The sequence below is a fragment of the Bryobacter aggregatus MPL3 genome (assembly GCF_000702445.1).
GTDB lineage: Bacteria > Acidobacteriota > Terriglobia > Bryobacterales > Bryobacteraceae > Bryobacter > Bryobacter aggregatus.
This window is the reverse complement of record NZ_JNIF01000004.1, coordinates 295054-321240: the sequence shown is the minus strand read 5'-3', so window position 1 is coordinate 321240 and position 26187 is coordinate 295054. Positions and strand designations below refer to the sequence as shown.

General features: G+C 57.9%; 31 protein-coding genes. 11 read left to right on the top strand and 20 right to left on the bottom strand.

Going from position 1 to position 26187, the window contains the following annotated elements:
• Positions 1-18: 18 nt before the first annotated feature.
• Complete coding sequence (gene fabD, locus M017_RS0121065) at positions 19-957, top strand: ACP S-malonyltransferase (protein ID WP_031500169.1); 939 nt, start codon at positions 19-21, stop codon at positions 955-957.
• Here fabD and dinB read toward each other — a convergent pair.
• Positions 947-2170 (bottom strand): DNA polymerase IV, encoded by a 1224-nt coding sequence (dinB, locus tag M017_RS0121060; RefSeq protein ID WP_035958743.1) that lies wholly within the window; start codon positions 2168-2170, stop codon positions 947-949. The two genes, fabD and dinB, sit on opposite strands and share 11 nt — an antisense overlap.
• A 90-nt stretch (positions 2171-2260) precedes the next feature.
• Between dinB and M017_RS0121050 the strand changes: the two genes are divergently transcribed.
• Positions 2261-3427: a hypothetical protein gene (locus M017_RS0121050; RefSeq protein ID WP_031500167.1), complete on the top strand. Its 1167-nt coding sequence runs from the start codon at positions 2261-2263 to the stop codon at positions 3425-3427.
• Positions 3428-3475: 48 nt separating this feature from the next.
• On the opposite strand, the gene prmC is transcribed toward M017_RS0121050, so the two are convergent.
• The 9 genes from prmC to M017_RS28880 all read right to left on the bottom strand — a co-directional run bounded on the left by prmC (position 3476) and on the right by M017_RS28880 (position 10083).
• Positions 3476-4303 carry a peptide chain release factor N(5)-glutamine methyltransferase gene (gene prmC, locus M017_RS0121045; RefSeq protein ID WP_051670685.1) on the bottom strand — a complete coding sequence of 276 codons (828 nt, stop codon included), beginning with the start codon at positions 4301-4303 and terminating at the stop codon, positions 3476-3478.
• Positions 4293-5369 (bottom strand): peptide chain release factor 1, encoded by a 1077-nt coding sequence (gene prfA / locus M017_RS0121040; protein ID WP_031500165.1) that lies wholly within the window; start codon positions 5367-5369, stop codon positions 4293-4295. The genes prmC and prfA overlap by 11 nt, the downstream gene beginning before the upstream one ends.
• Before the next feature lie 12 nt (positions 5370-5381).
• Positions 5382-6395 (bottom strand): DUF1385 domain-containing protein, encoded by a 1014-nt coding sequence (locus tag M017_RS0121035; protein WP_031500164.1) that lies wholly within the window; start codon positions 6393-6395, stop codon positions 5382-5384.
• A gap of 219 nt (positions 6396-6614) precedes the next feature.
• On the bottom strand, positions 6615-7175 hold the full coding sequence (locus M017_RS0121030; RefSeq protein ID WP_031500163.1) for a DNA-3-methyladenine glycosylase I: 561 nt from the start codon (positions 7173-7175) through the stop codon (positions 6615-6617).
• Positions 7176-7179: 4 nt separating this feature from the next.
• Positions 7180-7785, bottom strand: coding sequence for a hypothetical protein (locus M017_RS0121025; protein WP_031500162.1), 606 nt, complete (start codon positions 7783-7785; stop codon positions 7180-7182).
• Between the two features lie 81 nt (positions 7786-7866).
• Positions 7867-8412, bottom strand: coding sequence for a DinB family protein (locus M017_RS0121020; protein ID WP_051670684.1), 546 nt, complete (start codon positions 8410-8412; stop codon positions 7867-7869).
• Between the two features lie 58 nt (positions 8413-8470).
• Positions 8471-8905, bottom strand: coding sequence for a nuclear transport factor 2 family protein (locus M017_RS0121015; protein ID WP_080508060.1), 435 nt, complete (start codon positions 8903-8905; stop codon positions 8471-8473).
• A gap of 14 nt (positions 8906-8919) precedes the next feature.
• Positions 8920-9777, bottom strand: a complete 858-nt coding sequence (locus M017_RS0121010) for a DUF5829 family protein (protein ID WP_031500159.1) — start codon at positions 9775-9777, stop codon at positions 8920-8922.
• A gap of 3 nt (positions 9778-9780) precedes the next feature.
• Positions 9781-10083: an FtsB family cell division protein gene (locus M017_RS28880; protein WP_080508059.1), complete on the bottom strand. Its 303-nt coding sequence runs from the start codon at positions 10081-10083 to the stop codon at positions 9781-9783.
• Between the two features lie 49 nt (positions 10084-10132).
• Between M017_RS28880 and cutA the strand changes: the two genes are divergently transcribed.
• From cutA to M017_RS0120990, 3 genes are read left to right on the top strand one after another with little or no spacing between them, the layout of a single operon-like run.
• On the top strand, positions 10133-10468 hold the full coding sequence (gene cutA / locus M017_RS0121000) for a divalent-cation tolerance protein CutA (protein ID WP_031500157.1): 336 nt from the start codon (positions 10133-10135) through the stop codon (positions 10466-10468).
• Between the two features lie 22 nt (positions 10469-10490).
• Positions 10491-11753 carry an MFS transporter gene (locus M017_RS0120995; protein WP_051670683.1) on the top strand — a complete coding sequence of 421 codons (1263 nt, stop codon included), beginning with the start codon at positions 10491-10493 and terminating at the stop codon, positions 11751-11753.
• A gap of 4 nt (positions 11754-11757) precedes the next feature.
• Complete coding sequence (locus M017_RS0120990; protein WP_051670682.1) at positions 11758-12297, top strand: hypothetical protein; 540 nt, start codon at positions 11758-11760, stop codon at positions 12295-12297.
• A 4-nt stretch (positions 12298-12301) separates the two neighbouring features.
• Here M017_RS0120990 and M017_RS0120985 read toward each other — a convergent pair whose 3' ends face one another.
• The 3 genes from M017_RS0120985 to M017_RS28080 form a co-directional block, all read right to left on the bottom strand.
• Positions 12302-13627 carry a class I SAM-dependent methyltransferase gene (locus M017_RS0120985; RefSeq protein WP_162180002.1) on the bottom strand — a complete coding sequence of 442 codons (1326 nt, stop codon included), beginning with the start codon at positions 13625-13627 and terminating at the stop codon, positions 12302-12304.
• A gap of 130 nt (positions 13628-13757) precedes the next feature.
• Positions 13758-14159, bottom strand: a complete 402-nt coding sequence (locus M017_RS0120980; RefSeq protein ID WP_031500153.1) for a hypothetical protein — start codon at positions 14157-14159, stop codon at positions 13758-13760.
• Positions 14160-14846: an HAD family hydrolase gene (locus tag M017_RS28080; protein WP_031500152.1), complete on the bottom strand. Its 687-nt coding sequence runs from the start codon at positions 14844-14846 to the stop codon at positions 14160-14162. It abuts the gene before it with no gap.
• 29 nt (positions 14847-14875) lie between these two features.
• Between M017_RS28080 and M017_RS0120970 the strand changes: the two genes are divergently transcribed.
• Genes M017_RS0120970 through M017_RS0120960 form a run of 3 tightly spaced genes read left to right on the top strand, consistent with a single transcriptional unit; the run spans position 14876 to position 16720 of the window.
• Entirely contained in the window at positions 14876-15379 is a 504-nt protein-coding gene (locus M017_RS0120970; protein ID WP_031500151.1) for a hypothetical protein, read from the top strand.
• Positions 15360-16184 carry a LolA-like protein gene (locus M017_RS0120965; RefSeq protein WP_031500150.1) on the top strand — a complete coding sequence of 275 codons (825 nt, stop codon included), beginning with the start codon at positions 15360-15362 and terminating at the stop codon, positions 16182-16184. Before M017_RS0120970 ends, M017_RS0120965 begins: the two co-directional genes overlap by 20 nt.
• Positions 16185-16195: 11 nt before the next feature.
• Positions 16196-16720 (top strand): GNAT family N-acetyltransferase, encoded by a 525-nt coding sequence (locus M017_RS0120960; RefSeq protein WP_031500149.1) that lies wholly within the window; start codon positions 16196-16198, stop codon positions 16718-16720.
• Here M017_RS0120960 and M017_RS28075 read toward each other — a convergent pair.
• The 6 genes from M017_RS28075 to M017_RS28070 form a co-directional block, all read right to left on the bottom strand.
• The gene (locus tag M017_RS28075; RefSeq protein WP_031500148.1) at positions 16708-17469 is read right to left on the bottom strand and encodes an anti-sigma factor; all 762 of its coding nucleotides are present in this window, start codon (positions 17467-17469) and stop codon (positions 16708-16710) included. The two genes, M017_RS0120960 and M017_RS28075, sit on opposite strands and share 13 nt — an antisense overlap.
• Positions 17459-17950: a sigma-70 family RNA polymerase sigma factor gene (locus M017_RS0120950; protein ID WP_080508196.1), complete on the bottom strand. Its 492-nt coding sequence runs from the start codon at positions 17948-17950 to the stop codon at positions 17459-17461. The genes M017_RS28075 and M017_RS0120950 overlap by 11 nt, the downstream gene beginning before the upstream one ends.
• Before the next feature lie 89 nt (positions 17951-18039).
• Positions 18040-18627: a nicotinate-nucleotide adenylyltransferase gene (gene nadD / locus M017_RS0120945; RefSeq protein WP_031500146.1), complete on the bottom strand. Its 588-nt coding sequence runs from the start codon at positions 18625-18627 to the stop codon at positions 18040-18042.
• Positions 18627-19262: a 3-keto-disaccharide hydrolase gene (locus tag M017_RS0120940; protein ID WP_162180001.1), complete on the bottom strand. Its 636-nt coding sequence runs from the start codon at positions 19260-19262 to the stop codon at positions 18627-18629. Before M017_RS0120940 ends, nadD begins: the two co-directional genes overlap by 1 nt.
• Before the next feature lie 43 nt (positions 19263-19305).
• Positions 19306-20298 carry a metal-dependent hydrolase gene (locus M017_RS0120935; RefSeq protein ID WP_031500144.1) on the bottom strand — a complete coding sequence of 331 codons (993 nt, stop codon included), beginning with the start codon at positions 20296-20298 and terminating at the stop codon, positions 19306-19308.
• Positions 20298-21194, bottom strand: coding sequence for a diacylglycerol/lipid kinase family protein (locus M017_RS28070; RefSeq protein WP_051670681.1), 897 nt, complete (start codon positions 21192-21194; stop codon positions 20298-20300). The genes M017_RS0120935 and M017_RS28070 overlap by 1 nt, the downstream gene beginning before the upstream one ends.
• Before the next feature lie 32 nt (positions 21195-21226).
• Here M017_RS28070 and ligA point away from each other — a divergent pair, with 32 nt between their 5' ends.
• Entirely contained in the window at positions 21227-23221 is a 1995-nt protein-coding gene (gene ligA, locus M017_RS0120925) for an NAD-dependent DNA ligase LigA (RefSeq protein ID WP_031500141.1), read from the top strand.
• Between the two features lie 8 nt (positions 23222-23229).
• Positions 23230-23844, top strand: a complete 615-nt coding sequence (locus M017_RS0120920; protein ID WP_031500140.1) for a YqaA family protein — start codon at positions 23230-23232, stop codon at positions 23842-23844.
• 102 nt (positions 23845-23946) lie between these two features.
• On the opposite strand, the gene M017_RS28065 is transcribed toward M017_RS0120920, so the two are convergent.
• The gene (locus M017_RS28065; RefSeq protein WP_051670680.1) at positions 23947-24681 is read right to left on the bottom strand and encodes an energy transducer TonB; all 735 of its coding nucleotides are present in this window, start codon (positions 24679-24681) and stop codon (positions 23947-23949) included.
• Positions 24682-24744: 63 nt separating this feature from the next.
• Between M017_RS28065 and M017_RS0120910 the strand changes: the two genes are divergently transcribed.
• The gene (locus tag M017_RS0120910; RefSeq protein WP_202901702.1) at positions 24745-26154 is read left to right on the top strand and encodes a mandelate racemase/muconate lactonizing enzyme family protein; all 1410 of its coding nucleotides are present in this window, start codon (positions 24745-24747) and stop codon (positions 26152-26154) included.
• The last annotated feature ends 33 nt before the right edge of the window (positions 26155-26187 follow it).

Below are 26187 nucleotides of genomic sequence, written 5' to 3'. Positions count from 1 at the left end.
GAGCAGAAGTTACATTTTATGAAGATTGCGTTTTTGTTCCCCGGACAGGGGTCACAGTTTGCCGGAATGGGTGCGGAGTTGGCCAAGGAATTTGCCATCGCACGAGAAACTTTTGCCGAAGCGGACGAGGCCCTCGGCTTCCCGTTGTCCACTCTTTGTTTTGAGGGGCCGGAAGAGGATTTGAAGCGCACCGAAAACACCCAACCCGCCCTGGTAGCCACCAGCGTGGCCGCATTGCGTGTTCTGCGTAGCCTGGGCGCGCCCACTCCCGCCTATGTTGCGGGCCATAGCCTGGGCGAGTACTCTGCGCTGGTCGCCGCCTGGAGTCTCGATTTTGCCGCGGCGCTCCGCCTGGTTCGCAAGCGTGGACAGGATATGCAGCAGGCCGTCCCAGCCGGAGTCGGGGCTATGGCTGCCATCTTGAAGCTACCGATCGAAGCTTTGGATGCAGTACTGGCAGAAGCAGCCCAAGGCGAAGTGGTGACGGCGGCGAATCTGAATTCTCCCGACCAGATTGTCATCGCCGGTCACAAAGGCGCAGTGGAACGCGCCATGGAACTGGCCAAAGCCGCCGGCGCCAAGCGCTGCGTCGCGCTGCCCGTCAGTGCCCCCTTCCATTGCCCGCTGATGAAGCCCGCCCAAGATGCCCTACGGCCGGACCTGGACGCAACGGAGTTCCGCAATCTCACCGTACCGCTGGTCAACAACTGGCGGGCCGCCGTCGTCACCGATGGCGCTGAAGCCCGGCGAGGTCTGTTGGAGCAGATTCCCAATCCGGTCCGCTGGACAGATTCGGTACGCGTGCTCACCGCCGAAGGGGTAACCCATGGCATTGAGATCGGCGCCGGAAAGGTACTTTGCGGACTAGTGAAGAATATCGATCCCAGCTTGAAAATGGCCAATTTCGGCGCCGGAAGCGACTGGGCCGCCGTCGAGGCGCTACTCGCTACTTCTTAGGCGGTGACTTCGGCGCCGCTTCGTGAACGCGGTCGCGGTAGATGCCCTTGAGCGCGCCCCCCAGATGCAGGGTGCCCTCACCATATTTATCTTTGAGCTTGTCAGCTGCCTGCAGTGCGCCGCGCCATTTGCGGTCTTCCTCGCCGGTGAGCAGGTTGGGGTGCGGCAACTGGTCGGTCAACTGAGAGACCTGCACGCCCAGCAGGCGCACCGGACGTCCGGCAGGCCAGTTGTGCGTAAATAGCCCCAGAATCGGTTCCACCACATCGCGATCGATGTCGGTAGAGTCTCCGAGAGATTTCGCCCGCGTAATCGTTTCAAAGCCCGCAAAGCGAAGCTTCAGTTGCACCGTACGCGCATGGAGCCGGTGCTCTCGCAGCCGTTTCATCACCTTTTCGACCAGCCGGACCAGCGTGGCGCGCAGAAGGTCGAGATCGACCGTGTCTTCATGGAAGGTGTGTTCGTGGCTGATGGACTTGGGGGCCTCCTCGACGCCGATCACCGCATCGAACCAGCCTCCGGCATCCTGACCTTGCGCCTTTCCAGCCAGCGCAAGGCCCCACTTGCCAAAGCGCTTTTCCAGAAAGCCCTCGTTCAACGCCGCCAGATCACCAATGCGTCGAATTCCGATCTCGGCAAGCTGCTTTTCCGTCACTTTCCCGACCCCGGGAATCCGCTTCACTTCAAGCGGGGCCAGCCACTGCGCTTCGGTCCCAGGAAGAATCCATAGAACGCCGTTGCGTTTCGCCTGGTCGGAGCTGATTTTGGCAACAAGTCTGCTATTCGCCACACCGATGGAGGAATTGAGTCCGGTCGCTGCGTGGATCCGTTCGTGAAGCCGGTGCGCCGCCTGGAGCGGCGGTCCCCAAAGCCGCTCACACCCGGTCATATCGAGATAGGCTTCGTCGATCGAAGCCATTTCCACCAGCGGAGAGAAATCGCGTAGCACCGCCTCCACCTTGTCGGAATACTCACGGTAGCGATGCATCTGGCCGTCGATGAAGATGGCATGCGGACAAAGTTGATAGGCGGTGCGGAGTGGCATCGCCGAATGGAGTCCATACTTGCGCGCCTCATAACTGGCTGCGGAGACAACGCCTCGCTGGTCCCCCTTCCCTCCCACCACCACTGGCTTGCCGACCAGAGAGGGGTCGAAGAGCTCTTCAACGGAGACGAAGAACGCGTCCATGTCGACGTGGAAGATGGTTTTCACTGCAAAGGAACCTGAGAACTTTCATTGTACGGCTCGGTAACGAGGCGCTGGGTCGCGGAATCTCCGATCAGCAGCTTTCGAAAGATCACCATGCACACTATCCTCCGAACGGGCCCGGAAATCGACGCCACCCTCCAGCCGAAGCTGGCGCTGGCACAAGCAGATGACGCGGAAACCATTCTGATTCACAGTGCGGCGCTCCGCCTCCCGCGGAGTTCCCTGCTGCGGCTCCTGCTCCATGAAGCGGCACATCTCGAACAACTCCGGCGTCCGGGCCACAACACCGTTGCGGAACTGGAAGCCGAAGCCTGGGAAGCAGCAAGCCATTGGGAGCGAGGGCTTCCTTACCGGATTCAGGGCCGCGGGAGACTCCCGCTGTTTGGGCTCGCCATCGTCCAGGGAGGCGACAAAGGTCATCCCTTTGCCCCTCCTTGGTACGCCAGCAATCCAGTGGAGCCCATCAGTAAATCGAAACAAATGAACGTTAAGAAGGTCGTTCTCCTTGAGAAAATGACGCTCGATTCGATCCTCGACCAGATCATCGCGGCAAAGGATCGGGAAGTCCTCATTGTGAGCCACGGCGATGGCAATGGACTCGCGCTCCCTCTCCGCGAGGGAGCAAGTTCCGGAGCAGAACGGGATCTGATGGTTGCGCTCGCTGCCGATCGCAATCGGAACATCACCATCGAAGGAGGAACGACGATCCGCACTCCGATCCGGACCAATGCCGATCTGGCAACACTCACCCGGATGACCGAAGCGCAGGTTGCCGCACTCCGGGCAAAGAGGACTCAGGTACAGGAGATCCAGCTCAAACATCTCGCCATCCGTGCTTGCAATATGGGCATCTCAAAGGACACGATGGAGGCTTTCCTCGAGTTCTTTGGCGCCCAGAGTCTGAGCGCGCCCACTCTATTTGACAGTTATGGGCACTTCTCTCCCGCCTTTGTTCCAGATCTCGATGCCTGGACAAAGGCGAAGCGCAAAGATTTCTACCACATCTCCATCGATGCAAAAGTTGGCTTCGGCGTACGAGAAACCAAGAACTCGTTGGTCTACACCATTGCAGCGGCCAGCACAGACAAGAAGGCTTTTGAAGCCTGGTACCGCAAGCACATCGTCGCTGGAGAACTGCCTCCCTCGGGAGTGGTCTACCACGCAATGAAGGTGGTGCGCCCGGTCAGTAAAACCGCTCCGAGCGTCTACTTCGTTCAAGATCAGGCCTTCCTGAACAATCTGGTCACCGTCAGCGCCTGAGGGCGGTCAACGCAATCCCCTCTCCCTGTCGATTCCAGCACTCAGGCGCTAAGGCCGGATCGCCGTCAGCAAACACGGCCGCCCGGCCAGATCATTCTGGATTTCAATCGCGGACCAATCGGCAAAGATCTCACGGGTCGTGATCGAGCCGATCTCAAGGACAATCCGGCCCTTCGGCTTCAAGACTTTCCTCGATTGCCGCTCAAGAATCCGGTACGCGTCCTGACCATCGGCCCCAGCAAACAGCGCGAGTTCCGGCTCATGATCACGCACCTCGCGCTGCAGCGTCGGCTTGTCTGTTTCTGCGATGTAGGGTGGATTGGAAACAAGAATGTCGAGCGAAGCCGGTGCAATCGCGCTGAGCCAATCGCTTTGTACCAACGGCACATTTGCCCGATGCGTCGCCGCATTCTCTTGGGTCACCGCCAAGGCGATCGGGGAACGGTCGATCCCCACAACCGCTTGCCGCAGTTCCGCCGCAAGAGTCACACAAATGGCACCGGACCCGGAACCCGCATCGGCAATCCGCCCCAACGGCTTCGGCAGCGCCAGAATGCGTTCAATCAGATGCTCAGTCTCCGGCCGCGGAATCAGCACTCCCGGACGCACCTTGAAATCGCGATAGAAGAATTCCTGTTTCCCGATGATGTACTGTACCGGTTTACCCGCGATGCGCTCATGCAGGTAGCGGCCATAGTGGATCCAGGCCAGCTCCGGTAAAGGATCGCCCGAATGGCTGAAAAGGAAAACGCGCTCCTTGCGGAGCGCGTGCATCAACAGGAGTTCTGCCGTAAGCCGGGGTGGCTCGATCTTCTCCTCGGTGAGCAGCGCGATGCCCTGCATCAGCGCTTTCCCGATCGTCAGCTCAGTCGACACTCTTCAGCTTCTCAGCGTTGTAATGAGCGGTGAGCGCACTGATGAAGGGATCGAGCTTGCCTTCCATCACCTGATCGAGTTGGTGGATGGTGAGGCCAATCCGGTGGTCGGTCACGCGATTCTCTTTGAAGTTGTAGGTGCGGATCTTCTCCGAGCGATCGCCCGAACCCACCATCGACTTGCGCTCCGAACTCAGCGCGGCGCTCTGCTTTTCCATCTCCAACTCGTACAGGCGCGAACGCAACACACGCATCGCCTTTTCGCGATTCTTGATCTGCGACTTTTCGTCCTGCATCGAAACCACAACGCCGGTCGGAATATGGGTCAGACGCACCGCCGAATAGGTCGTGTTCACACTCTGACCGCCGGGACCCGACGAGCAGAAGGTATCGACACGCAGATCCTTCTGTTCAATGTGCACTTCCACTTCATCGGCTTCGGGCAGCACAGCCACCGTAATCGTCGAAGTGTGGATGCGGCCCTGGGCTTCCGTCGCCGGAACGCGTTGCACGCGATGCACGCCGCCCTCGTACTTCATCACCGAGTAGACTTTCTTGCCCGAGATGATCGCCGACACATCCTTATAACCACCAGCACCAGATTCCGAAACATCCAGCACTTCCACCTTCCAGCCCACGAGTTCCGCGTAGCGGGTATACATGCGGAAGACTTCCGCCGCAAAGAGACTGGCCTCATCGCCACCAGCGCCGGCACGGATTTCCAGAACGACGTCCTTGAAGTCATTCGGATCCTTGGGCACCAGCAGCAGTTGCAATTCCTCTTCCGCCTTGGCGATCTCCGGCTCCACTTCCGCAATCTCCATCCGGGCCATTTCGACGAGATCGGCGTCGGTTTCCGACAACATGCTGCGCGCGCCGTCGAAGCGCGATTTCAGGTCCTTGTAGCGGCGGAAGACTTCCACCACATCGCCGAGTTCCGACACCGTCTTGGTGGTTTTTCGATACCGCTCGGAGTCTGCAATGACTTCCGGATTTGCCATGTCGGCATTGAGTTGTTCAAAATGTTGCTCAATTTCATTGAGCTTGTCGATTGGAATAATGGCCATTGAGGTTTTGAGTTATGCGATGACGAGTGGGCCACCCTGGGACTTCTCGAGTTCCATGGCGCCCTGGAGTGCGTGAATTGCGATTTCGGCCTGGCCGTCATCGGGGGGCTGCGTCGTAATCCGTTGCAGCCAGAGACCCGGCGCGGCGAGGATCGTGAGCAGACTGCCCTTGTTCTTCGCGGCAAAGCGAATCAGTTCGTAAGAAAGTCCGGCGACCACCGGCAAGAGCGCGATGCGCGCCAGAAACTTGCCCAGCATCGTATCGAAGGGCAAGAACATATACAGCACCATCGAGATCAGCATCACCACGATCAGGAAGCTAGTGCCGCAGCGCGGATGGAAGGTCACAAAGCTCTGCGCATTTGCGACAGTCACCGGCTGGCCGGATTCGTAATTGAAAACCACCTTGTGCTCGGCGCCGTGGTACTGGAACACGCGCCGGATGTCTTTCGCGCGCGAGATGCCATAGAGGAAGGCGAGGAAAATCGCAATGCGGATCAGACCATCCACCAGGTTGAACAGGATGCGGCCTTCGAGAACCGGGTACTGTGTCTTCAACTGTTCGGTCAGCCAGAGCGGAACAAATTTATAGAGCACGATAAAGAAGATCAGGCTGAAGGCGAGTTGCCCAGCCATGGCCCAAGCCGGAATCTCAGTCGGCTTCTTCTCTTTGGCCTCGCCGCTGGAGGCAAGCGGCTGTTTCTTCGCTTCTTCGTCGGCAAGCTGGACGTCAGCGGAAAACTTCAACGCCTTCATGCCCAGACTCATCGCCTGGCCGAGCGTGCCCAAGCCGCGCAAGACCGGAAGCTTGAAAATGGGGTACTTGTCGCTGACTTTCGCCAGAGGAGCGGTTTCCGACACGATCTCGCCATTCGCCTTGCGCACAGAAACGCAATAGGAATGAGGAGCGCGCATCATGACGCCTTCCATCACTGCTTGCCCGCCGATGAGGGTTTCTTCGCCGGACTCGAGGATAGGCGCCAATTGAACATGAGCGTTCAAGCGCCAAAAGAACTTCCAGTTCATGTGTATCGATTGTCTCTCTTCTTAGTATCGCCAATTGCTTGGATGCCCTGGGAAACGAAGAGGAATCGAAGATGTTTTCCCGCCTAGGATTGCTTCCTCGGGAGAGGCCTCACCGGACGCTCCGGTGGAACTTTCTGAATTGGGCGCACCGGTGGAACCGGGCTATAGGGTCTCAAATTCGAACTCCTACCCTACAAATCGACCCGCATTCCGAAAACTTTATCGCCCGAATTGTGCTTTTTCTCGCACATAACATCCTTCGATATGGTCATTCACCAAACCCATCGCCTGCATGAAGGCGTAAACGGTGGTGGGTCCAACAAACTTCCATCCGCGTTTCTTCAGATCTTTGGACAATGCATCCGCCTGCCGGGGCTGGAACTCCCAGAAGTAAGAGGATAGGCTTCCGAACTCTTCCACCAGACGAATCGCCTGCGACGCATTGTGAATGGCCGCTTCGATCTTGCCCCGATGGCGGATGATTCCCGCATCCTGCAGCAGACGCTCGACGTCGGCAGGGCCAAACTGCGCCACCTGCTGCATCTCGAAATTGGCGAAGGCGGCGCGAAAGGTCTCCCGTTTTCGCAGAATCGTTATCCAGCTCAGGCCTGCCTGGAAACCTTCGAGGACGATCTTCTCAAAAAGACGCCGGTCGTCACGAACCGGAAAGCCCCATTCCGTGTCGTGATAGCGCTGGTACAGGGGATCGTCGCCACACCAGAAACAGCGCAGCAGCTTGTCGTCGCCAGCGCGGAGGCCGGCAGGAATTTCTGCAGTCATCCCTCTAGGGGATCATACGATTGAGGTCGCGCACATCGAAGCCAATCCGTTTGTCGGAAATCAACTGCTTCGCAGAGAGTGCTTCTTTCGCAACCGAGCCGTCCAGGTTATGCTCATGTGTCTGCCCGAGGATATGGTACAGCTCGTGAGCCAACACCCGGCCCAGCGCCCGGCCCAGATATTTATCGGCTTGATTGCGCTGGCCGCCCCACAATTCAGACGCGACAGAACGGGCAATCCGATCGCAGGAAACTTCGGCAAAGGGCAAAACCGCTCCATCCGTGGAATGGGTCCAGGCGAGCGGCCCACGCTCATCGCTAAAAACCTGCAATTTCTCCATCTTGCAGGTTCCCTTCAGGCTGACGAGAACAACATCCTGAAAGCTTTCGGTAGGAGCCGCGTCCTGGCGCAACCGGACATCGAGCGTACGCCCCGTATCCTTCATAATGTCGCCCAATTCTGATTTCAACTCGGCAAGAGTGGAGGGAGAGCTTTTCCCCTCAATACTCAGAAGCACTGTGAGCTGAGGAGCGATGGAAACATTGGTTTCTGCCCAAAGAGCAGCATAGGAACACAATCCGAGCGCAAGGACGGTCGACAGAGAACGCATGGCTTACTTGGCCTCGCCTTTAAGATATGCCAACACGCCGCGTGTTGCATCTTTTTTTATCGACCGTAATTGAAATTTCTATTAGGGAACAGACTCGGAGTGTGCTGTATTGCCTTGGGACAAGTGCCGGTAATAGCCAAGGTCTGTGTCGAGGTAGAGCTTGGTCAGCAGAAGGATTTGCCCGCCATGGTAGTAGAAGTGTTCCGTGACGTGCGTGACCACTTCGAGGACAGGAACTCGATAGCCTTGCGGCTCCACGATGGAGAGGAGGCGGTGAGAAGGAATTGCTTCGAGAACAGCGACCACTTCCTCCATGCGAGCGCGAAGACGGGCCGCCAGTTCCACCTTTCCGGGTCCGGAGCGAGCGGCGAACTCTTCCTCACGTTGCCGGATATCGGCTTGCCCCCCGATCCCATGCAGAACCCATTGGCCAAGATTTCCCACCAGATGGAGAATCATGTTGCCAATCGAATTTGAGTTCTCATTCCCGCGCGACCAGATCTGGTCGTCCGTTAATTTCGCCAGGCAATCCTCAATGCGTGATTCCTGCTGGCGCAGACGGGCCACGGCGGAACGGATAAAAACCTGATGAATCTCGTCAATCAAGGGAACTTCGGGGTGGGTCATCACTGCAATTGTTCTCTGAGAGCTAGCATACTGCCCCACCGCCGCGTTCCGCTGCGGTCTAGGGGATTCGCGTCGTCTGGTGCGCCTGCAGCACCCAGTTCTTGCCGTTCTTCACCCAGAAATGCATCATCATCAGGTGGTCGTTGAAGGCCCCGGAATCGTTCTTGCCTTCAAAGCGGACAATCGAGTGGGTGAGCGCGGTGTTGCCATGCAACATCACGCGTGTCTTCTCGAAAGTCATTTTGTCGTAGCGCTGCTTGCCGCCTTTGAGACGTTCGATGTATTCCTCCCGGGTTTCAATATTCCCGGTGGAATGCGCATAGAGCAGGTCGGCGCTATAGATCTTATTGAGCGCGGCGTAGTCACGCTGGATGACGGCCTTGGACCAGGCCACATCAGCGGCTTTGATCGTTTCTTCAGGAGTTTCAGCGGCCAGGCTGAAACTGAGTGCGAGGAGAGCAAAGATACGGTACACCGCTTGTTGATATCGCATGGCGCGAGGCTACGTCAAGGCCGGAATGTCCAGATCGCCCGCTTCGGCTGGATCACCAACACAGTTTTCCCGAAGCGATGCGTCGCTGCCCTCGGATTCCCCTGCAGCGTGAATTCCACCCGCGTAATGCCACGGGACCGCGCCGCAGCATGAAAACGAATCACCGCATTGGGACCATGGCAGCTTCCGCCTTTGGCAGCCCAACCCGCAGCAACCAGTTGTTGCGCCCGGAGAGTGATGCCGTCTACAGGATTGGCGACCTCGACCATCGCAACGTCCTTCAGCATGCCGTTCTTTCTTGTTTCGGCTAGTCCCAGCTTGGCGCAATACGCAGCTAGAATCTCGGACTGGCGGATGCTCCCGGCGGCCTCCGGATGCCAGCGCTTCAGAAAACTGGCCTTGTACTCCATCGAGAACAAGCGCAGACCAGGAACAACGGAGCGCTCCCGGGTATCGCCCTCAAAGCTCACCATGTCGAACCAATCGATCGCCTGCCCCTCCATCTGCCGCGTCACCGTCGACACCAGACTGGGGCCTAAGCTCTGCCACTGCGCCCGAAGTGCCTGGGAGCCACCTTCAGCTTCAATGCCAAGCGCCAGACCGGCATCTCCTGGCTTTCGATTGCCCTTGTATTCTTCAAAAAACTCAAAGTAGGTCTCCGCCCCATAAAAATAGAGGCCGGTGTAGCTACCGTCGTTGCGAACCGTGGTGCGCCGCTCAAAGGGGGCAAAGTGTTCCTGCAGGAACTGCGAATTCTCAATGGCGCGATACGACGCAGCATCGAGAGTCGCGTAGAAGTGATTGAGCTTGGGGACTGTGGGCGCGGCGACGAGGGGAGGAACCAGAAGCGAGGCGAGCGCGCGTCTGGTCATCCCTTATTGCTGCTTTGGCGGATCGACTTTGATAATGAACTCGCCTTTTTTCGCTTTCCCAAGCTGCCGGCGAGCTTCGAGTTCCTGGGTTTGCGCGTCTTTCTCCAGAGCCGTGACGCGATAACGAAGTTCGTCACGCTCCCGGGCCAGATTCGCATTGCGGGTTTCGAGAAGTTGAAGGTCGTGACGCTGTTGGCGCAAGGCCGCAACACCATTCGGACCGAGTAGTGCCACCACTACGTACACCCCAGCAGTTAACAAACCAAGGGTGATTCCTGCGCGTCGGATGAGGGCTGATTCAAACATCGAATTCAAGGGCTACTCTTGGTTATAAACCGTGTGGAAGGATAAGGCAATGAAGTTTGTCGAGGATTTCCAATATCGTCTTCTATTTTCTACGGCTCCCAATCTCGAGGTTGCAAAAAGCATTGCCCGCACCCTTTTGGAGAAACATTTGGTCGCTTGTGTGAGTCTTGTTCCGAATGTTGAAAGCCTCTACCACTGGGATGGCAAATTAGAGGAATCCTCAGAGGTTCTCCTCATCATGAAAACCGACCGCGACAAGCAGAATCAGGCCCTCGCTGCACTTTCCGGATTGCATCCTTATGACACCCCGGAAGGCATTGCAGTGCCCATCGTTCATGGACTTGAGCGTTATCTCGACTGGATTCGGACAAGCCTTAAAGACTGATGTGATAGTCTCGGCAAAGTCTATGCAGGCAAGCCGAACCAGACATTGGGTCATTGTATTCGCGGTAGTACTCTCGATCATCACTTACATCGACCGCGTATCGATTTCTTTCGCCGGTCCCGCCATGCGCGAGGACTTGAACCTCACACCCGCCCAGTTCGGGTGGGTCCTCGCCGTATTCGCCTGGGCCTATGCGCTTTTTGAGATTCCGGGCGGTTGGATGGGCGACAAATGGGGTGCTCGGAGCGTCCTGTCCCGAATCGTTTTATGGTGGAGTTTCTTCACCGCCGCCACCGGGTGGGCGATGAACTACACCTACCTGCTGGTGGTCCGAGCCCTATTTGGCGCCGGCGAAGCAGGGGCCTTCCCAAACATTACAAAAATGTTCTCGACCTGGCTTCCTGGACCGGAGAAGAGCCGGGCACAAGGAATCGTCTGGATGAGTGCCCGCTGGGGTGGCGCCTTCACGCCGCTGTTGATGGCCGCGCTCTTCCGGGCCATCGACTGGCGAACCGCCTTCCAGATCTTTGGTGCTCTCGGCGTCCTGTGGACCGCCGTTTTCTACTTCTGGTATCGCAACAGCCCCCGCGAACATAAAGACGTCAACGCCGCTGAGATCGCCGTCATCGGCGACAGTCTGAAGATGGCCGAGGAGCACGGCGAAACGCCTTGGGGACGCTTTGCCACCTCGCGTAGCACCTGGCTACTCTGGACCCAATACTTTCTGCTTTCGTACGGATGGTATTTCTACATCACCTGGTTCCCCACCTACCTGAAGGAATCGCTGAAATACGACCTGAAGGCCGGGGGCGCACTCCTCAGTGGCATGCCGCTCTTCCTCGGCGGCATCGGCTGCCTGGTCAGTGGCTTCGTTACGCCCAAACTGGGCGCCTACCTGAACGACATCCGCCGCGCCCGCAAGATCGTTGCCGTAGGTGGCATGACCATGGCCGGTATTCTGCTTCTGATCGCGATGCAGTTGCGTGAGCCCCTGATCATCGTCGGCGTGATCGCCATGGCCAGCTTTTGCAACGACCTGGTGATGCCTCCTGCCTGGAATACCTGCATGGACGTTGGCGGCAAGTTCGCCGGTACTCTGTCCGGTAGCATGAATATGATGGGCAACTTCGCAGGCGGCATCGCTCCAGTAGTGATCGGCAACGTGCTCGAGGCAACCGGCAACGATTTCACCGTCACCTTCTACATTTCAGCCGCCGCCTACTTCCTCGGTGCTCTCTGCTGGCTGGGGATCGACTCCACGAAACGGCTCGACAAGGAAATCTAAGTTTGTGAAACGCTGGCTACGCCGGAGCAGCCGTTGGATTCTGCTGGCGGTGTTGTCTGTCGTAATCGCCTACGAAGAAATCCAATGGCGTCTGTCGGCAATCTTCGCCCTTCTGGGCGAATTGCCGTTTCTGCGGGCTATTGAGGCCTGGGTGCGCGGCTTGCCCCCTTACGGCGCCCTGGCCCTGTTTGGAATCCCCACCCTGATTCTGTTGCCAATGAAGATCCTCGCCGTCTATTGGCTGGCAGAGGACAAGAAGATGCTGGCGCTGGCAACTCTCTTCGCTGCAAAGATCATTGGCACGGCCTTGGTGGCACGTATTTTTCAACTGACGAAAAAAGCACTGCTCTCGATTGGCTGGTGCCGCTGGGTTCACGACAAGGTGATGGCCCTGCGCGATGCGGCTTATGAGATCTGGCGGCGTATGCCTGCGGTCCGCTGGTGGCGGGCACGTTGGGCCCGGCGCATGCGAGAAGGTGGCGTGTGGCAGCGGCGCTGGGCCGCACTCCGCGCCCGGGTGGAAAGACAGGGACCGCCGCGCTGAGGGCTCAGGCTTCGAAAGGAATCAGCCGCAACATGCCGAAGTTTACGCTCAGCTCTCGCGTGTCGTTCGGCGCACGCCAGACCGGGCTCACCCGAATCTCCAACTCGTAACGCGGCGCGGCAGGCAGATTCGTCTCGAGCGCAAACAAGCCATTCCGATCGAGCGGCCAAGCCTTCAGCGGCAACCCGTTCACGAAGACTTCAACTACAGGCCGTGGACTCGCCTGGAAGATGGGCTCGGGCGCGAAGCCGCGCAAGCGCAGCCGCTGTTCTCCGCCCTTCACATTCTCAAGCCAAGCGGAGGCACGCGCACCAATCCAGCGGAACTTGTTGCCATAAACGCCTTCGATGTCATACCAGCCATGGCCAAGATGCTTTTCGTGCGAAGGCAAGGAGAAATCGATGATGTCGTTGCGCTCGCCAGGATACAACTCGCGCTTGTCATGTGACGGCAACAGGTTGTAGACGCCGTCCTTCCAGGGCGCTTCGTAACTACAGGAGGAGCAGCAAATCGCATGGCTTTCATTCCTCGCCATATCGCCACCGCAGTCCGGACAACGCAGCAACTTGTCATACTGCACGGGACCTGTTTGCACCGGCGCCTCGCCAGCCTTACGGCAGATGGCTCCCAGCGTGCCGCCCATCAGACGCGCAGCCCGCCATTCCGATTTATTCGGGTCTAATTGGATCGCAATTTTCTTGACCAAGGTCTCGGCCCAGCCGTGCTCAGGGACAAAGAGCTTATAACGCTGGTCGTCAAAATGCTTCTTGATCAGGCGATGCCAGTCGCCAAGATCCATGCGGTGATTCTGCCGGATGCCAAAGGATTCTTCCTGGTGCGCTCCGATTACGTCCTTCACCAGAAATCCAAGCAGCCCCCAATCGGAGAGCTTGCGCTCCCAGGGCTTCATCGTGTCGTAGTAGGGGCATCGGTAGAGCCTCGCCGTCAGCAGGCGGCGCATGGGCTCCTCGGCGAAGAAGAAGATGCCGCCTGGCTGGAGCACGCGCTTCACTTCGAGAAACACGCTCTCGATGTCCATAAACTGCGACAGCATCTGAAAGGCCACCACCATCCGGAGCGAGTTGTCTTTGAAGGGGAGATGGAGCGCGTCGCCAGCCACCAGCATCGGAGACTTTTCGAGCTGCCAGCGCTCCCGTAAGGCAATGCCGTAGCGTAGCGAATCTTCCGAGATATCGAGCGCAAAGCCCTCGGCTCCATACTGATTCGCCAGCATGTAGCTGGAGTGCCCCGCGTTTGCCCCGATCTCGAGGAATGGCGTCATGGGACCGATAAATTCGCGCAAATCGTCGACAATTTCGCCGCGGCGCACGTTTTCTTCGAGGTACACGCCAACAGCGCGTTCGGGTTCCCCTAGACTGGCAAAATTGTGAAATTCAACTTCCGCTCGCTTCACCGAGAGCGACTGGGCTGGGTCCTCGTGCGGCCCAGGTATGGCCGGGTTACTTCCTGTTGTCATCCGACCATTCGCCTGCCTTCATCACGCGCATCGGACTTCCGAGCACAAGGGGATTTTCAATTGGGTTCGCCGAGACCAAAAACAGATCGGCAGGAGCATCGAACTCGAGACGGCCGCCCATCTGGCTGGGAGTCACAAAGAGTCCGGTTGAATTTGTTTTGACCGCGCCTTCGGGAATTTTCAAATCAGAGGCCGCTCCAGCAGCAACAATTTTCCCTTTCGCAACAATCACCAGAGAGTTGGGAATGGGAGGCCGGCCGGTGCCATCGATCAAGGTGCCGCCAAGAATAATCTTGGTAGGGGGCGATGGCGGTTCGGACGATTGGAAGCTGCATGAGGCACAGAGCAATGCGGCACACAGGGCAATAGCTCGAAGGGCGAACATTTAACTTTCTATTATGGCTGATGGCAATGCCCGGATGTCATCAAGCAGAAAATCGGGAGAAAACGCAGCCAGTTCCGTACGGGACAGAATGCCGGTCGTCATGCTGATGATGGCGATCCCGTTGTCGCGCGCCGCACGGATGTCGTTGAGATGATCGCCCACCAGATAGACCTTGGCCGCAGGCTTCGCCAATCCCTGGCGCCGGGCCTGCTCCATCGCAATCGCCACCAGTTCCGACCGGGTCTTGCCCATTTCCGCAAAGGCGCCGAACTGGAAAAAATGACGCAGGCCAGCCTGTTGCATCTTGTGCCAGCCGATGCGGGACAGATTGCCGGTCACCAAACCGCGCGGAATGCCGCGCCGTTTCAGCCGGGCGAGAAAGGGCCGCATTCCAGAACAGACACGATGCCGCAGATCGGGACAGATCCGGGGATAGTGCCGTTGCGCCTCGGCGACAATCGCCGGAATCCAGCGCAGAATGTGCTTGTCCGCCACCCCGGCATTGCTCAACATCAGACGCAGAATGTCGCGATCGAGCATTCCTGCCACCGGCACGCCTTCGCAGGAGATCGGCCGGCCGGCTGCCCGGCTGGCCGCATACTCCAGCGCGATGCGGTGGTGGGGGCCTGCTTTGGACACGATGGTGCCGTCAATATCGAAAAGAAAGAGGGGAGTAGAAGAAGACACCTGTCCCGATAGTAAAATAAAAGGAACGAATGCAGGTATTGCAGGCTGGCATCGAGAAGTACATTCTCCTGGAACTAGACGCTGAGGCGCTGGGCGGTATCGCCAGTCAGGCCGGCTTCGATCTCCATTTGGAGGAGACGAACCGTGCGTGGATCGTCGATCTGACCGCACAAGAGCGTCAGGCGCCGCTGCTCCTCTTTGATGCCTCAGATCCCGGAAACCTCGGGTGGTTCTCCCGCTGCCAGTTCTATGTCGATGGGGCGAGCGGCAACGTTTTGCAAACCCCGATCGCCATTGCAAATCTGAAGGACCGCCGTGGGAATCCCTCCCCCAATGGCCTGCGCATGCACATCGCCAAAGAGATCTCCACCAAGTTCAAGCTGCCGGGCCGGGTCGCGGTGAATGAACAGATGATCTACCAGGTTTTCTATAACTTGCTGCACGCTTTACAGAACGTCGGAGTCGGACTCTGTGGGGGGCCGAGTGTTCGAGCCTTGGCTGGGCGTGGAGAGAATGCAGCGTTGCGTTCTTAAGCTCTTCCCCTTTTTATTTGCCGCTTCACTCACGGCACAGGATGCGCGCGACATTGTTCGCCGCGCCATGGAAAAGGACGCCCGCAACTTTGCGTTGCAAGATACCTATCTCTACGAGCGCAAGACTATCCTTCGATTCCTGGATAAGAATGGCCGCGTCGAGGAAACCAAAGAAAATCTCGACGAAATTTTTCACGTCGATGGCTCTCCTCTCGAACGGCACCTCATCAAGAACGGCAAGCGCCTGACTGAGAAGGAACAGGCTGCCGAGCAGAAGCGCGTCGACAAGGAAGTCGCGAAAATCCAGAACGAAAGCCCGAAGGAGCGAGCCAAACGCCGGGGCGAAACCGAGAAAGATCGCAAGGAAGAGCTGGAAGGCAGGCGCGAAGTCCTGGAAGCCTTCAACTTCAGCCTAGAGGGCAAAGAAACCATGGACGGACGCCCAACCTGGAAGATTCGCGGCGATCAGCGCCCCGGCTTTACAGGCAAGGGCCGCCGGGCCGACCAGATGAAGAAGGTCCGCGGCCATGTCTGGATCGATGAAGCCAGCTACGAACTGGTGCGAATGGAGATGACGACAACCGATACCATTTCGTTCGGCTGGTTTCTCTTCCGGCTCAGTGAAGGCGCGCACATTCTGTTCCAACAGGCCTTTATCAACAATGAAGTCTGGCTCCCCAAGAAGATCGATGTCCGTGCCGATGCGCGGCTGCTGGGCAAGCTGAAACGTGTTGGTGCGGAAGTCAGCTACGACAAGTTCCGCAAGTTTCGCTCGGAATCCAAGCTCATTACCGAACCACAGTAAACTATCTGAAAATGATTCAGATTCGCCAGCTCTCGGCCCAGGATCGGGGACAGATTCCTCGTCTCGCCGAGATCCTCATCGATTGTGTCGACGGGGGCGCGAGTGTGAGTTTCCTGGCGCCTCTCTCGCAGGAAAAGGCGCTTCGCTTCTTCGACCAGGTGTTTCACGAGATCGAAACCGGTGTACGGCTCCTGCTCGTGGCGAGCACAGACGGCATCCTCGTGGGAACCGTGCAGGCAGTGGTGGGTTTGGCTGAAAATCAGCCGCACCGCGCTGAAATCTCAAAGCTCCTCGTCCATCGGAAGGCTCGTGGCCAGGGCGTCGCGTCCGCATTGATGGAAGCCATTGAAAGAGCAGCCGCCCAAGCGGGCAAGACACTCCTCGTGCTGGACACAGCCGTCGGTGGTGGTGCGGAATCGCTCTACGACCGTTTAGGCTACACCCGGACGGGCATGATCCCTGGCTTTGCACTCATGCCGGATGGAACGCCATGTGGAACGGCAATCTACTGGAAGGCGATCGCTTACTCCGCCTGAAGGGGAGCAGCCAACAGGATCGGCATCGTCGGGGTCGCCGAGCCGCTCTCCGGCTCCAGTGTGACGGCAATGGCGGCGATGCTTGCCGGGTCTAAAGCTCCCGGACGCAAGTGCACACCATCTCCGTTTTCTCCCCGGAAGACGCCCGCGGGAATGGGCGCACCCTGTTTGGGCACCAGCCACATCTCAAACACCTGCCCCGCCGGCATCGCAGGCAGATTGCTGGCAAACAACAGTACGCCCCGATCGCGATTGACAAACACATGGCCGCGAGGCGGCGCGGGCTGCCCGTCGCCAAACTTCACGCTGATCGTTGCGGGCTGCCGGAGGAAGTCGTAATAATCCTTCGCCTGCGCCACCAGCCTGTCGCGATCAGACAATTGGCGGCGCAGCTCTGCGATTTGCGTCTCCCGGCGTTCCACATCCTGACGGATGTTCAGGCAAATCACCAGCAGCGTGGCACAGACAGCAGCCAGGCCGACAATCCACCGCCATCCGATGCCGCGTTCCTGCGCACCTGCCGCCAGCATGAGACGACGGCGCAGTTGTTTCGGCGCCCTTGCTTCCGGCGCAAGATAGGCGAATGAACTTGTCAGCGAAGCGGCCCGCTGCAAACCCGCCACCGTCACGGCATCTCCCGATTCCAGACGCGCACGGATTTCGGCCATTTGCTCCGGTTCCAGCAGACCCAACGTAAAGAGTTCGTAGAGAACGTCCTGATCGAGCGGATCGAGATTTTCAAGCGACATGGAAACTCTCCCGCAACGTGCTCAGTGCCGTTCGCACCCAGGTTTTGACAGTTCCGAGGGGTTGTCCCAGCTTGTTTGCCATCTCCGACTGCGATAACCCTTCAAAATAGGCCAGTTCGAGGACCGCGCGTTGATTCTCGGTCAACTTCGAGAACGCCGATCGAATCCTGCGTGCCTGTTCCTGCTCAAGCATCCTGTCTTCTGTATGGACGAAAAGTGTGAGCCTTTCGGATGAAACTAACTCAAAAGTGTTTGCCTGCTGCTGCCCCGCGCTCGATCTCAGATAGTCAATGGCCCGATTGCGCGCAATCGTCAACAACCAGGGACCGATCCTGCCTCGCCCTGCGTCAAACTCAGTAGCTCGGGTCCAGGCGCGCAAAAAAGTCTCCTGAGCCAGTTCCTCCGCAACCGAAGCATCGCGCACAATGCGCAGGATGATGGAGAATACGACTCGCGAATACCGGTCGTAAAGATCAGACATTGCTTGAGGATCACGTTTTTTCAAGCGCTCAATGAGCTCTTGATCGTTGCCCCCCAATACCTCAGCGAACAGGAGAAACAGGTGCCAGATCACGCGGTTTTGACTCGACCCTTCTGATACAAACTGTTCTCCTGTATATACTGTGCCACCCGGAAAGGCAAGCCCTCTACCGCGGCTCCAGCAGCAAGTTGCCGCCGAATTTCGGTGGAACTGCCAGTGAAATGAACAGAATCCAGCCGATGTACTTTCGCCGCGGGAGGAATTGCATATTGGAATCCGGGTCTCGATGCGACGATAAACTCCGTCATCCGGAAGACCTCTGCCACACGGTACCAGGTTAGAACCTCGGCGAAGGCATCAGCGCCAATCAGGAAGTAGAATCGCGTACGATCTCCATACTGGATTCGCAACTGTTCGAGCGTTGCAATGGTATAACTCTTGCCATCGTGATTCTCGATATCGCAAGCCTCTAGGCCCTCGTGCCCTTCGCAGGCCAGTTGGACCATCTTCAGTCTCTCGACATAAGAAGCGCCCGTCACAGACTCCTTATGCGGCGGATAGCGATTGGGAATCAACAACATTCGATCGAGCTCAAAGGTCTGCAATGCAGCCTCAGCGACGGCAAGGTGTGCGTTGTGGATCGGGTCGAAAGTTCCCCCGTACAGCCCCAGACGCATTACTTCTTGCTGAGGTCGAGGAGACGGATGTTCTTGAATCGTGCTTCCATCCCAGGTCCCGCATGGAGTTGGAGGGCGATGATCCCGGAAAGCTTCGTGGGGTCGTCCAGTTCGGCCGTCTTCAGCCCGTTGATGGTGATCTCGATATGCGGCCCCTTCGCGCGGATGATCATCGAATTGTACTCGCCATTTTTCACTACCGTTTCGGCTTTCCCTTTCCACCCATGCACCATGATCCCACGCGTACCCTTTTCGTCGTAGATGCCCCCCCAGTAATTCTTCTCCGCGGCATCGGCCTGCAGACCCTTGACGACGAATTCCGGCAGGCGCTCAGAGCGGAACTGGACACCGGAATTGTAATTGCGAATCAGCATGTCAAGACGCAGTTCAAAGTCCGAGTACTCCTTCTTGGTAATCAGGAAGGTGTTATGTGGAATCTTCCGCTTGTCGGTGTTGCCAACAATCTCGCCATTGGAAACGCTCCACAAGTCGGGCTCGCCTTCCCAACCTTTCAGGGTCTTGCCGTCGAAGAGAAGTTGAAAACCTTCCTTCTTTTCTTCTTTTGTGAGCTTATTCTGGCCAAACAGGGAAATCCCGAGCAGGGTCAATCCGAGAAGACGCGTGATCTGTCGCATATTGATCTCCATCGTATGACGATTTCGCCAACAACGCGAAATTTTAGCGTTTGTCGAGAGACCGGCCGCGCTCGTAGCGCTCCGACAGCACCCCGTACTTTTCATCCAGCTCGATCACCACTCGTTGATGCGCCGTGCCGGGTTGTGCGGCCAGTTCCTCAATCATCACCACCCATGCATCATCATTCATAGACCGGTTCACCTGCCAGCGCGGCCAGCGGGCCCAGGCGGTGAAGATTTGCGCGGCATGAGTCCGCCCTGCAGCCTGTAAGGCCAACCCGGACGCCACGCTTGGATTGGGACGGAAGTAGGTTTGCCCGCTCTCCGGATCGAAGTAGTCGAAGAGATCGACATCAATCACCTTGATCGCCGTTCCAATGTCGACCAATCCCCGAAACTGGAGGGGATTGATGACCGGGAAGACATCGTAGCGTAACGGCGCGATGCCCTCATAGACCCGGGAGCCCAACTCAGTCAAAGCCTGTTGCCGGAAAGAGTAGCGAACGCCAAACCAACCAAAGCTCAACAGAATGAACACCCACATCGTCACCGCGCCGCTACTCGATTTTGCCCCGATCTCCTGATTCACCAGCTTCACCAGCAAAGGCAGAAACAAACCCAATCCCAGCAGCAGATACAGCACCGGATCCTGGAACCACTCGATCTTCAACGAGTAGGCCCGGTCATCGAAGGGCAGAAAGATCCGCGCGCCCCGGAAGGTAAGCCAGTCGACAAAGATGTGTGACAGCACACAAATCGTCGCCAGCTTCCAGGCGCCCATGAAGTCGATCGTGCGGCGAAAGACATAACGGACGCCGATGGGGATCGTCAGCGCCATCAACGGCGCAAAGAAAATCGCATGCGTGAAGTGCCGATGCCAGTTGAGGATGTCCACATTCCAGGGAAAGAATGCGAGGGTATCGACGTCCGGCACGCTGGCCGCAAAGAAGACAATCCACTGCCAGTTGGGCGTAAACTTCTTGCCGCCCGCCTGGCCGATCGAGAAGCCAACCGCAGTATGAGTGATGGGATCCATTAGTGCGCCACGGGGGTCAGAATCGACAACGCGTCGGGAACGATCTCAAGCTGTGCCGGCAACTGTCCAAACTCTTCCCCATCGAGTTGCAGATAGATCGGCTGCCCGTTGGCCGCACTCAATTCCAATTTGTCGACCAGATGCACATGCACGCCTGACATCCCTCGATGCTGATTCACCAACACTCCCGCCAGATACTTCATATACCGCACCGCAAATCGCCCTTCAAACAAAACCATTTCCAGTTTCGGGTCGGAAAGCCGGATCGTTTTTGCGATCTCCAGATCGCCGCCGTAGTTGCGCACCCGGCTGGCGAGCGCAAAACTGACCTTGCTTTCCCCTTCGCTCGACTTCACATGCAACTCCGGCAGGCGCCGCAGCGAAGCCCCAAAACCAGCAATCCAATACGCGACCTTGCCCAGCTTCTTTTTCACGTTCTTGTCGACATCGCGGACAATCTGCGCGTCAAATCCAGCACCAGCCATGGCTACAAAATAACGGCTCGCCCCTGTCGCCGGCGTGCACAGCCCAAGCGCAATCCGCTGCGGCTTCCAGCTTCCTGCCGCCTTTGCGGCGCGCAATAAATCCGTCCCGATGCCTAATTCGACGGCCAGGCAATTCGCCGTTCCGCCAGGCAACACCCCGAGCAGCATCTGCGAACCAGCCATCCCATTCACAACTTCGTTGATTGTCCCATCGCCCCCCGCCACGTAAACCGCAGCCGCACCCTCGCGAACGCAGCGGCGCGCCAATTCAGCGGCGCTCCCCGGACCGGTTGTCGGGAGGAGTTCCACCGAAACATTTTGAGCTCGCAGTGTTTCGAGAGCGGCGGGAATCAATCCCGGATTGCGCCTGAGTTTGCCCGCAATCGGATTAAATATCAAATAGGAGGTCAAGGGTCTCGCTAAACTGTTAGCTTAGCGCCCTCATGGCATCAGCTGCATCTTCTCCCGCACAGCGCATCCTCGCGTTACGCGAACTCATCGAGCATCACGAACATCAATACTATGTTCTGGACGCGCCCGAGATCTCGGACGCCGACTACGACAAGTTGATGCGTGAGTTGCTGGCTTTAGAACAAGCGCATCCGGAACTGGCCAACGAGTGCTCTCCCACTGTCCGCGTCGGCGGCAAGGCCCGCGAGGGCTTTGTCAAAGTGCCGCACAGTTCCCCGATGCTTAGCCTGGACAACGCACTGAACGAAGCCGAACTCCTGGCTTTTGATCGCCGCGTCCGCGAGTTGCTTGGTGACGAGCCGTTTCGCTATGTCGCCGAACTCAAGCTTGACGGCCTCTCGATGGCCGTCCACTACAATCACGAGCGGCTGCAGAAGGCGATCACCCGTGGCGATGGCAGCGTGGGCGAGGACGTCACAGAAAACGCCCGCACCATTCGCAGCCTTCCGCTCCGGGTCCAGCAGTCCGGCGCTTTTGAAACCCGCGGCGAAGTCATCATGACCCGCCGCGCCTTTGAACGACTGAACGAACAGCGCGAGCAAGACGCACTGCCGCTTTATGCGAATCCACGCAACTCCGCCGCAGGTTCTCTCCGTGTCCTCGACTCGACCGTCACCGCCGCGCGCCAGCTCGAGTACATGACCTATTTCTATTTTGTCGATGGCCAACCCGCCCTCGACAGCCACTGGGATTCGCTCGAACATCTCAAGAGCCTCGGCTTCAAGGTCAACCCCGAACGCCGCCTGTGCAGCAACGTCGAGGAGCTGATCGCATTCTGCAACGAGTTTGAAGTCCGGCGGGAATCGCTTCCTTACGAGATCGATGGTGTGGTCGCAAAGATCGATTCGATTCCACAACAGCGCAAGTTGGGCTACACCTCTAAAGCCCCCCGCTGGGCGATTGCCTATAAGTACGCAGCACGCGATGCGGAAACAATCGTCGAAGACATTCTGATCCAAGTGGGCCGCACCGGTGCGCTCACTCCCGTCGCAGCATTGCAGCCCGTTGCGGTCGGCGGTGTTACGGTCGCCCGGGCAACGCTCCACAATGAGGAAGAGATCGCACGTCTCGGCCTTAAGATCGGAGACACCGTCCTGGTGGAACGCTCCGGCGACGTGATCCCGAAAGTAGTAAAAGTGGTTTCGTCCGCGCCAGAGGGCAGAAGCTTTGCGATGCCCACCGAGTGCCCCATCTGCGGGGGCCCGGTGACGCGCCTGGAAGGAGAAGTCGCCGTCCGCTGCGGCAACGTCAACTGCCCGGCCCGGCTGAAGCAATCGATCGAACACTTCGCCTCGCGTACCGTCATGGACATCGACGGCATGGGCGAGGTGCTGGTGGATCAACTGGTGGAAAAAGGCAAGATCAAGAATGTTGCCGACCTCTACGAGCTGAAGCTGGAAGAGCTCGAAGAGCTGGAGCGAATGGGCAAGAAGTCTGCCGCAAAGATTGTGCAGAATATTGATGCTTCGCGCAAGCGGCCTCTCGCGCGCGTGATCGCCGGCCTCGGAATTCCGTTCGTTGGCTCAAGAACGGCTCAGATCTTGGCCGACACCTTCGGCAACCTGAAGGACATTGCTGAGTTTCCAGAAGAGCGGCTGCAGGGAGCCGAAGAGATTGGCCCCAAGGTGGCGGCCGCGATCCGTTTCTATTTCAGCGACGATCGCAATCGGGAGTTGGTCCAACGCCTGCGCGAAGCCGGTCTCACAATGGAACAAGAGGTGAAAGGCAAAACAGTCGGGCCACTCACCGGCCAAACCTTTGTACTCACCGGCACCATGCCGACGCTGAAGCGGGAGGAAGCCAAGGCACTGATCGAAGAGGCAGGTGGAAAAGTTTCAGGAAGTGTCTCTAAGAAGACAACCTACCTCGTCACGGGCGAGGACGCGGGCTCTAAGCTGGATAAAGCGAAGGCCCTCGAAATCAAAATCATTGAGGAAGCCGAGTTGCTCGGACTTCTAGGGAAGTAAACAGGATAATGAAAGCGTTTTTAGCATGGCTCGTCACGCTCGGGCCCTTTGGTCTTTTCTTAATTGCCACCTTGGACTCCACCGGAATTCCAATTCCCGGCGTGGTCGACACGCTGCTGGTTGTCATTGCAAACCGCACCCCGGCACTTGGATATTTCTGCGCCTTCCTTGCTACGGTAGGCTCACTCATCGGTTCGATGATCTTGTTTATGATCGCGCGCAAGGGTGGCCAGCGCTATCTCGAAGAAGCAACCAGTGGCGAGCGTGGCCGTAAGTTCCGCCGCTGGTTCTCGCACTACGGACTCATCACTGTTTTCGTCCCTTCGCTCTCCGTCATTCCAATGCCGCTCAAGGCTTTTGTGGCCTGTTCCGGCGTACTCGGCATCCGTCCCCTTTACTTTGCACTCGCGATTCTTGCGGGCCGCATCCCCCGCTACTTCTTCCTCGCCTGGCTCGGCCAGGAAATGGGTGACCATGCAGGGGAATGGATCAAGGCTCACACGCTCCACTTTGGACTGGGACTCGCCGCGCTCGGCCTCGTCCTTCTCATGCTGGTCCGCCTGGGCAATAAGGAAAGCGAAGTGATCGACACGGGATCGCCCTCCGCGTCTGCCTCTCGATAGACCATCAGCGAATCACAGATGACCAACCGGCCCGGCGTATGATGGAGCGCCGGGCCGGTTCTTGTTCTTGCTGGCCCGCACCACCTGGCAAGGACAATCCAGCTAGCGGCTTAGCAGGAAACGCACCTCAATCGGAGCCTGCACCTCCACCGCCTGCCCGTTCAACAGCGTCGGACTGTACACCCACTGCCGCACTGCCTCCAGCGCCGCATTCACCAACAACGGGTGCCCACTGAGCACTCGCAGCTCAGCAATGCGCCCGTCCTTTGTGATCACACCATGCAGTTGCACGACACCTTCAATGCGCGCGTTCTTTGCGATCGCCGGATAAATCGGCGTCACGCGATGCAGCAGTTTTGAGGCGAGCACATTCCCGCCGATCGCCAAGGGCGCCGCAGGTGCGGCTTTCGGCGTCTCTGGCGCCACCGGCTTCTGCGGTGCGGGAACAGCGATGCTTGGACCAAGCACCGAACCCACGACTCCGCCCGGAATCAATGGGGAGGAACCTACGACTGGCCCAGCTTCGAAGAGCTGATCCATCGTGATGGCAGTTGCCGCAGCAGCAGCCGGGCGCGTTTGCGGGATGTATTCCAAGACTCGTCGTGACAACGGCGCCGCCGCACGCTGGGTCACGCTCGAAGCAATGACCTTGATCGCATCCTTGAACCTGGGCGCAGGCGGCGCGATCCGCAAATCCGGCAGTTCCGGCTGCGCGATCGGCATCCACAAACCGAGACACAGCAATCCCCCGGCAATGCCACTCTGCAACAGAAGCGAGCCTGAAAAGCTGAAGAGCCCACGGCCACTTTCGTTCTGAATTACCGCTGTTTCAAACATATGTCTTGCCTCCTGCCCCATCAGACACCTCGCTTTCCACCGAAGTTCCCATAAACTATTCACGTGACTCAACGACTCAGCCGCCGAACTCTCCTCGCACTCCCCTTCGCCATCCACGCCAGCGCCAAGACAACCGAAGTCCGCGTCAAAGAGATCCGGGCGAGTTATGAAGACTTCGTCTATCGCACCCCGATCAAGTTCGGTGGCAACATCGTCGACAAGGTCACGATGCTGAACGTCCATACGGTCATCGAAGACGGCCTTGGCAAATCGCAGAAAGGCTTCAGTTCGATGTCGATGGGCAACGTCTGGAGTTTCCCATCCAAGGTCATGAACTACAACGACACGCTGGGCGCGATGAAGTCTCTTGCGGCAGAAGTCGAGCGCATCACCAATGCATCGAAAGCGACTGGCCATCCCATCGACATCAGCGTTGCGCTCGAAGATCAGTTCCTCGCCGCCGCTGCCGAGATCTCGCGCAATCTGAAAGAGCCCATCCCCAAGCTCTGCTCGCTTGTCGTGATGAGTCCTTTTGACGCCGCCATCCATGATGCGTATGGCAAGCTGCTCAATCGCAGCAGCTACCAGACTTATGGCAAAGACTGCATGCGCAAAGATCTCAGCCATTATCTTGGAAAAGGATTTGAAGGCGAGTATCTCAGCCAGTATGTGACCGCGTCGCCCAAGGCCACGATGCCGCTCTACCATCTGGTGGGAGCAGTCGACCCGATTGAGAGGGCCGATATCAAACAGAAGGTGGGCGACGGACTCCCCGAAACTTTCCACGAATGGATCGTCTTCAACGGCCTGCGCAACATCAAGATCAAGTTGAATGGAGAAGACAACAAATGGGATCAGGACCGCATCCTTGCCGTCCACCGCGCCTGTCTCCAAACCATGCCCAAGATCGGCCGCAAGGATTGGGTCTACTCGCTCGACTTCAATGAAAAGTGTCCGAATGTGGCCTATCTCATTGAAGTGCTGAAGAAGGTGCAAGCCTCGGACGCAATCGCCTACCAGCGCATCCAATACATCGAGCAGCCGACCAAGCGCGACCTCAAAGCCGACCGCGCCAACGTGATGCACGAAGCGGCAAAGCTAAAGCCCGTCGTGATCGACGAGTCCCTCACCGATCAGGAAACCCTCATGTATTCGCGCGACCTTGGCTATTCCGGCGCGGCGCTGAAAGCCTGTAAGGGCCAGTCACAAGCGCTGCTCATGGCCGCGGTTGCACAGAAATACAAGATGTTCCTTTGCGTCCAGGACCTCACCTGCCCCGGCGCCAGCCTCATCCACTCAGCAGGCTTGGCCGCACACGTCCCTGGTGTCGCCGCCATCGAAGCCAATGCGCGCCAATACTGTCCCGTCGCGAACCGCGCGTGGGAATCACGCTTCCCCGGAATTTTCAACATCAAGGATGGTCTGATGAAAACCGGTACTCTCACTGGAAACGGTCTGAGCGCCATCGCCTGAGAATTGGCACAACGATTGCACTACGGGTGTCAG

Excerpts from the sequence above, each read along its gene's own strand:
- M017_RS0120980 (WP_031500153.1), bottom strand. The coding sequence starts at position 14,159 with ATGTTCGCCCTTCGAGCTATTGCCCTGTGTGCCGCATTGCTCTGTGCC.
- M017_RS0120960 (WP_031500149.1), top strand. The coding sequence starts at position 16,196 with ATGATTCAGATTCGCCAGCTCTCGGCCCAGGATCGGGGACAGATTCCT.
- M017_RS0120950 (WP_080508196.1), bottom strand. The coding sequence starts at position 17,950 with ATGTCTGATCTTTACGACCGGTATTCGCGAGTCGTATTCTCCATCATC.
- M017_RS0120920 (WP_031500140.1), top strand. The coding sequence starts at position 23,230 with ATGAAAGCGTTTTTAGCATGGCTCGTCACGCTCGGGCCCTTTGGTCTT.
- nadD (WP_031500146.1), bottom strand. The coding sequence starts at position 18,627 with ATGCGTCTGGGGCTGTACGGGGGAACTTTCGACCCGATCCACAACGCA.
- M017_RS28075 (WP_031500148.1), bottom strand. The coding sequence starts at position 17,469 with ATGTCGCTTGAAAATCTCGATCCGCTCGATCAGGACGTTCTCTACGAA.
- prfA (WP_031500165.1), bottom strand. The coding sequence starts at position 5,369 with ATGGCCATTATTCCAATCGACAAGCTCAATGAAATTGAGCAACATTTT.
- M017_RS0121025 (WP_031500162.1), bottom strand. The coding sequence starts at position 7,785 with ATGCGTTCTCTGTCGACCGTCCTTGCGCTCGGATTGTGTTCCTATGCT.
- M017_RS0120965 (WP_031500150.1), top strand. The coding sequence starts at position 15,360 with ATGCAGCGTTGCGTTCTTAAGCTCTTCCCCTTTTTATTTGCCGCTTCA.
- M017_RS0121010 (WP_031500159.1), bottom strand. The coding sequence starts at position 9,777 with ATGACCAGACGCGCGCTCGCCTCGCTTCTGGTTCCTCCCCTCGTCGCC.
- M017_RS0120995 (WP_051670683.1), top strand. The coding sequence starts at position 10,491 with ATGCAGGCAAGCCGAACCAGACATTGGGTCATTGTATTCGCGGTAGTA.
- M017_RS28880 (WP_080508059.1), bottom strand. The coding sequence starts at position 10,083 with ATGTTTGAATCAGCCCTCATCCGACGCGCAGGAATCACCCTTGGTTTG.
- M017_RS0120970 (WP_031500151.1), top strand. The coding sequence starts at position 14,876 with ATGCAGGTATTGCAGGCTGGCATCGAGAAGTACATTCTCCTGGAACTA.
- fabD (WP_031500169.1), top strand. The coding sequence starts at position 19 with ATGAAGATTGCGTTTTTGTTCCCCGGACAGGGGTCACAGTTTGCCGGA.
- M017_RS0121015 (WP_080508060.1), bottom strand. The coding sequence starts at position 8,905 with ATGCGATATCAACAAGCGGTGTACCGTATCTTTGCTCTCCTCGCACTC.
- M017_RS0121035 (WP_031500164.1), bottom strand. The coding sequence starts at position 6,395 with ATGAACTGGAAGTTCTTTTGGCGCTTGAACGCTCATGTTCAATTGGCG.
- cutA (WP_031500157.1), top strand. The coding sequence starts at position 10,133 with ATGAAGTTTGTCGAGGATTTCCAATATCGTCTTCTATTTTCTACGGCT.
- M017_RS0121050 (WP_031500167.1), top strand. The coding sequence starts at position 2,261 with ATGCACACTATCCTCCGAACGGGCCCGGAAATCGACGCCACCCTCCAG.
- M017_RS28065 (WP_051670680.1), bottom strand. The coding sequence starts at position 24,681 with ATGTTTGAAACAGCGGTAATTCAGAACGAAAGTGGCCGTGGGCTCTTC.
- ligA (WP_031500141.1), top strand. The coding sequence starts at position 21,227 with ATGGCATCAGCTGCATCTTCTCCCGCACAGCGCATCCTCGCGTTACGC.
- M017_RS0120940 (WP_162180001.1), bottom strand. The coding sequence starts at position 19,262 with ATGCGACAGATCACGCGTCTTCTCGGATTGACCCTGCTCGGGATTTCC.
- M017_RS0120935 (WP_031500144.1), bottom strand. The coding sequence starts at position 20,298 with ATGGATCCCATCACTCATACTGCGGTTGGCTTCTCGATCGGCCAGGCG.
- M017_RS0121030 (WP_031500163.1), bottom strand. The coding sequence starts at position 7,175 with ATGACTGCAGAAATTCCTGCCGGCCTCCGCGCTGGCGACGACAAGCTG.
- M017_RS0121020 (WP_051670684.1), bottom strand. The coding sequence starts at position 8,412 with ATGACCCACCCCGAAGTTCCCTTGATTGACGAGATTCATCAGGTTTTT.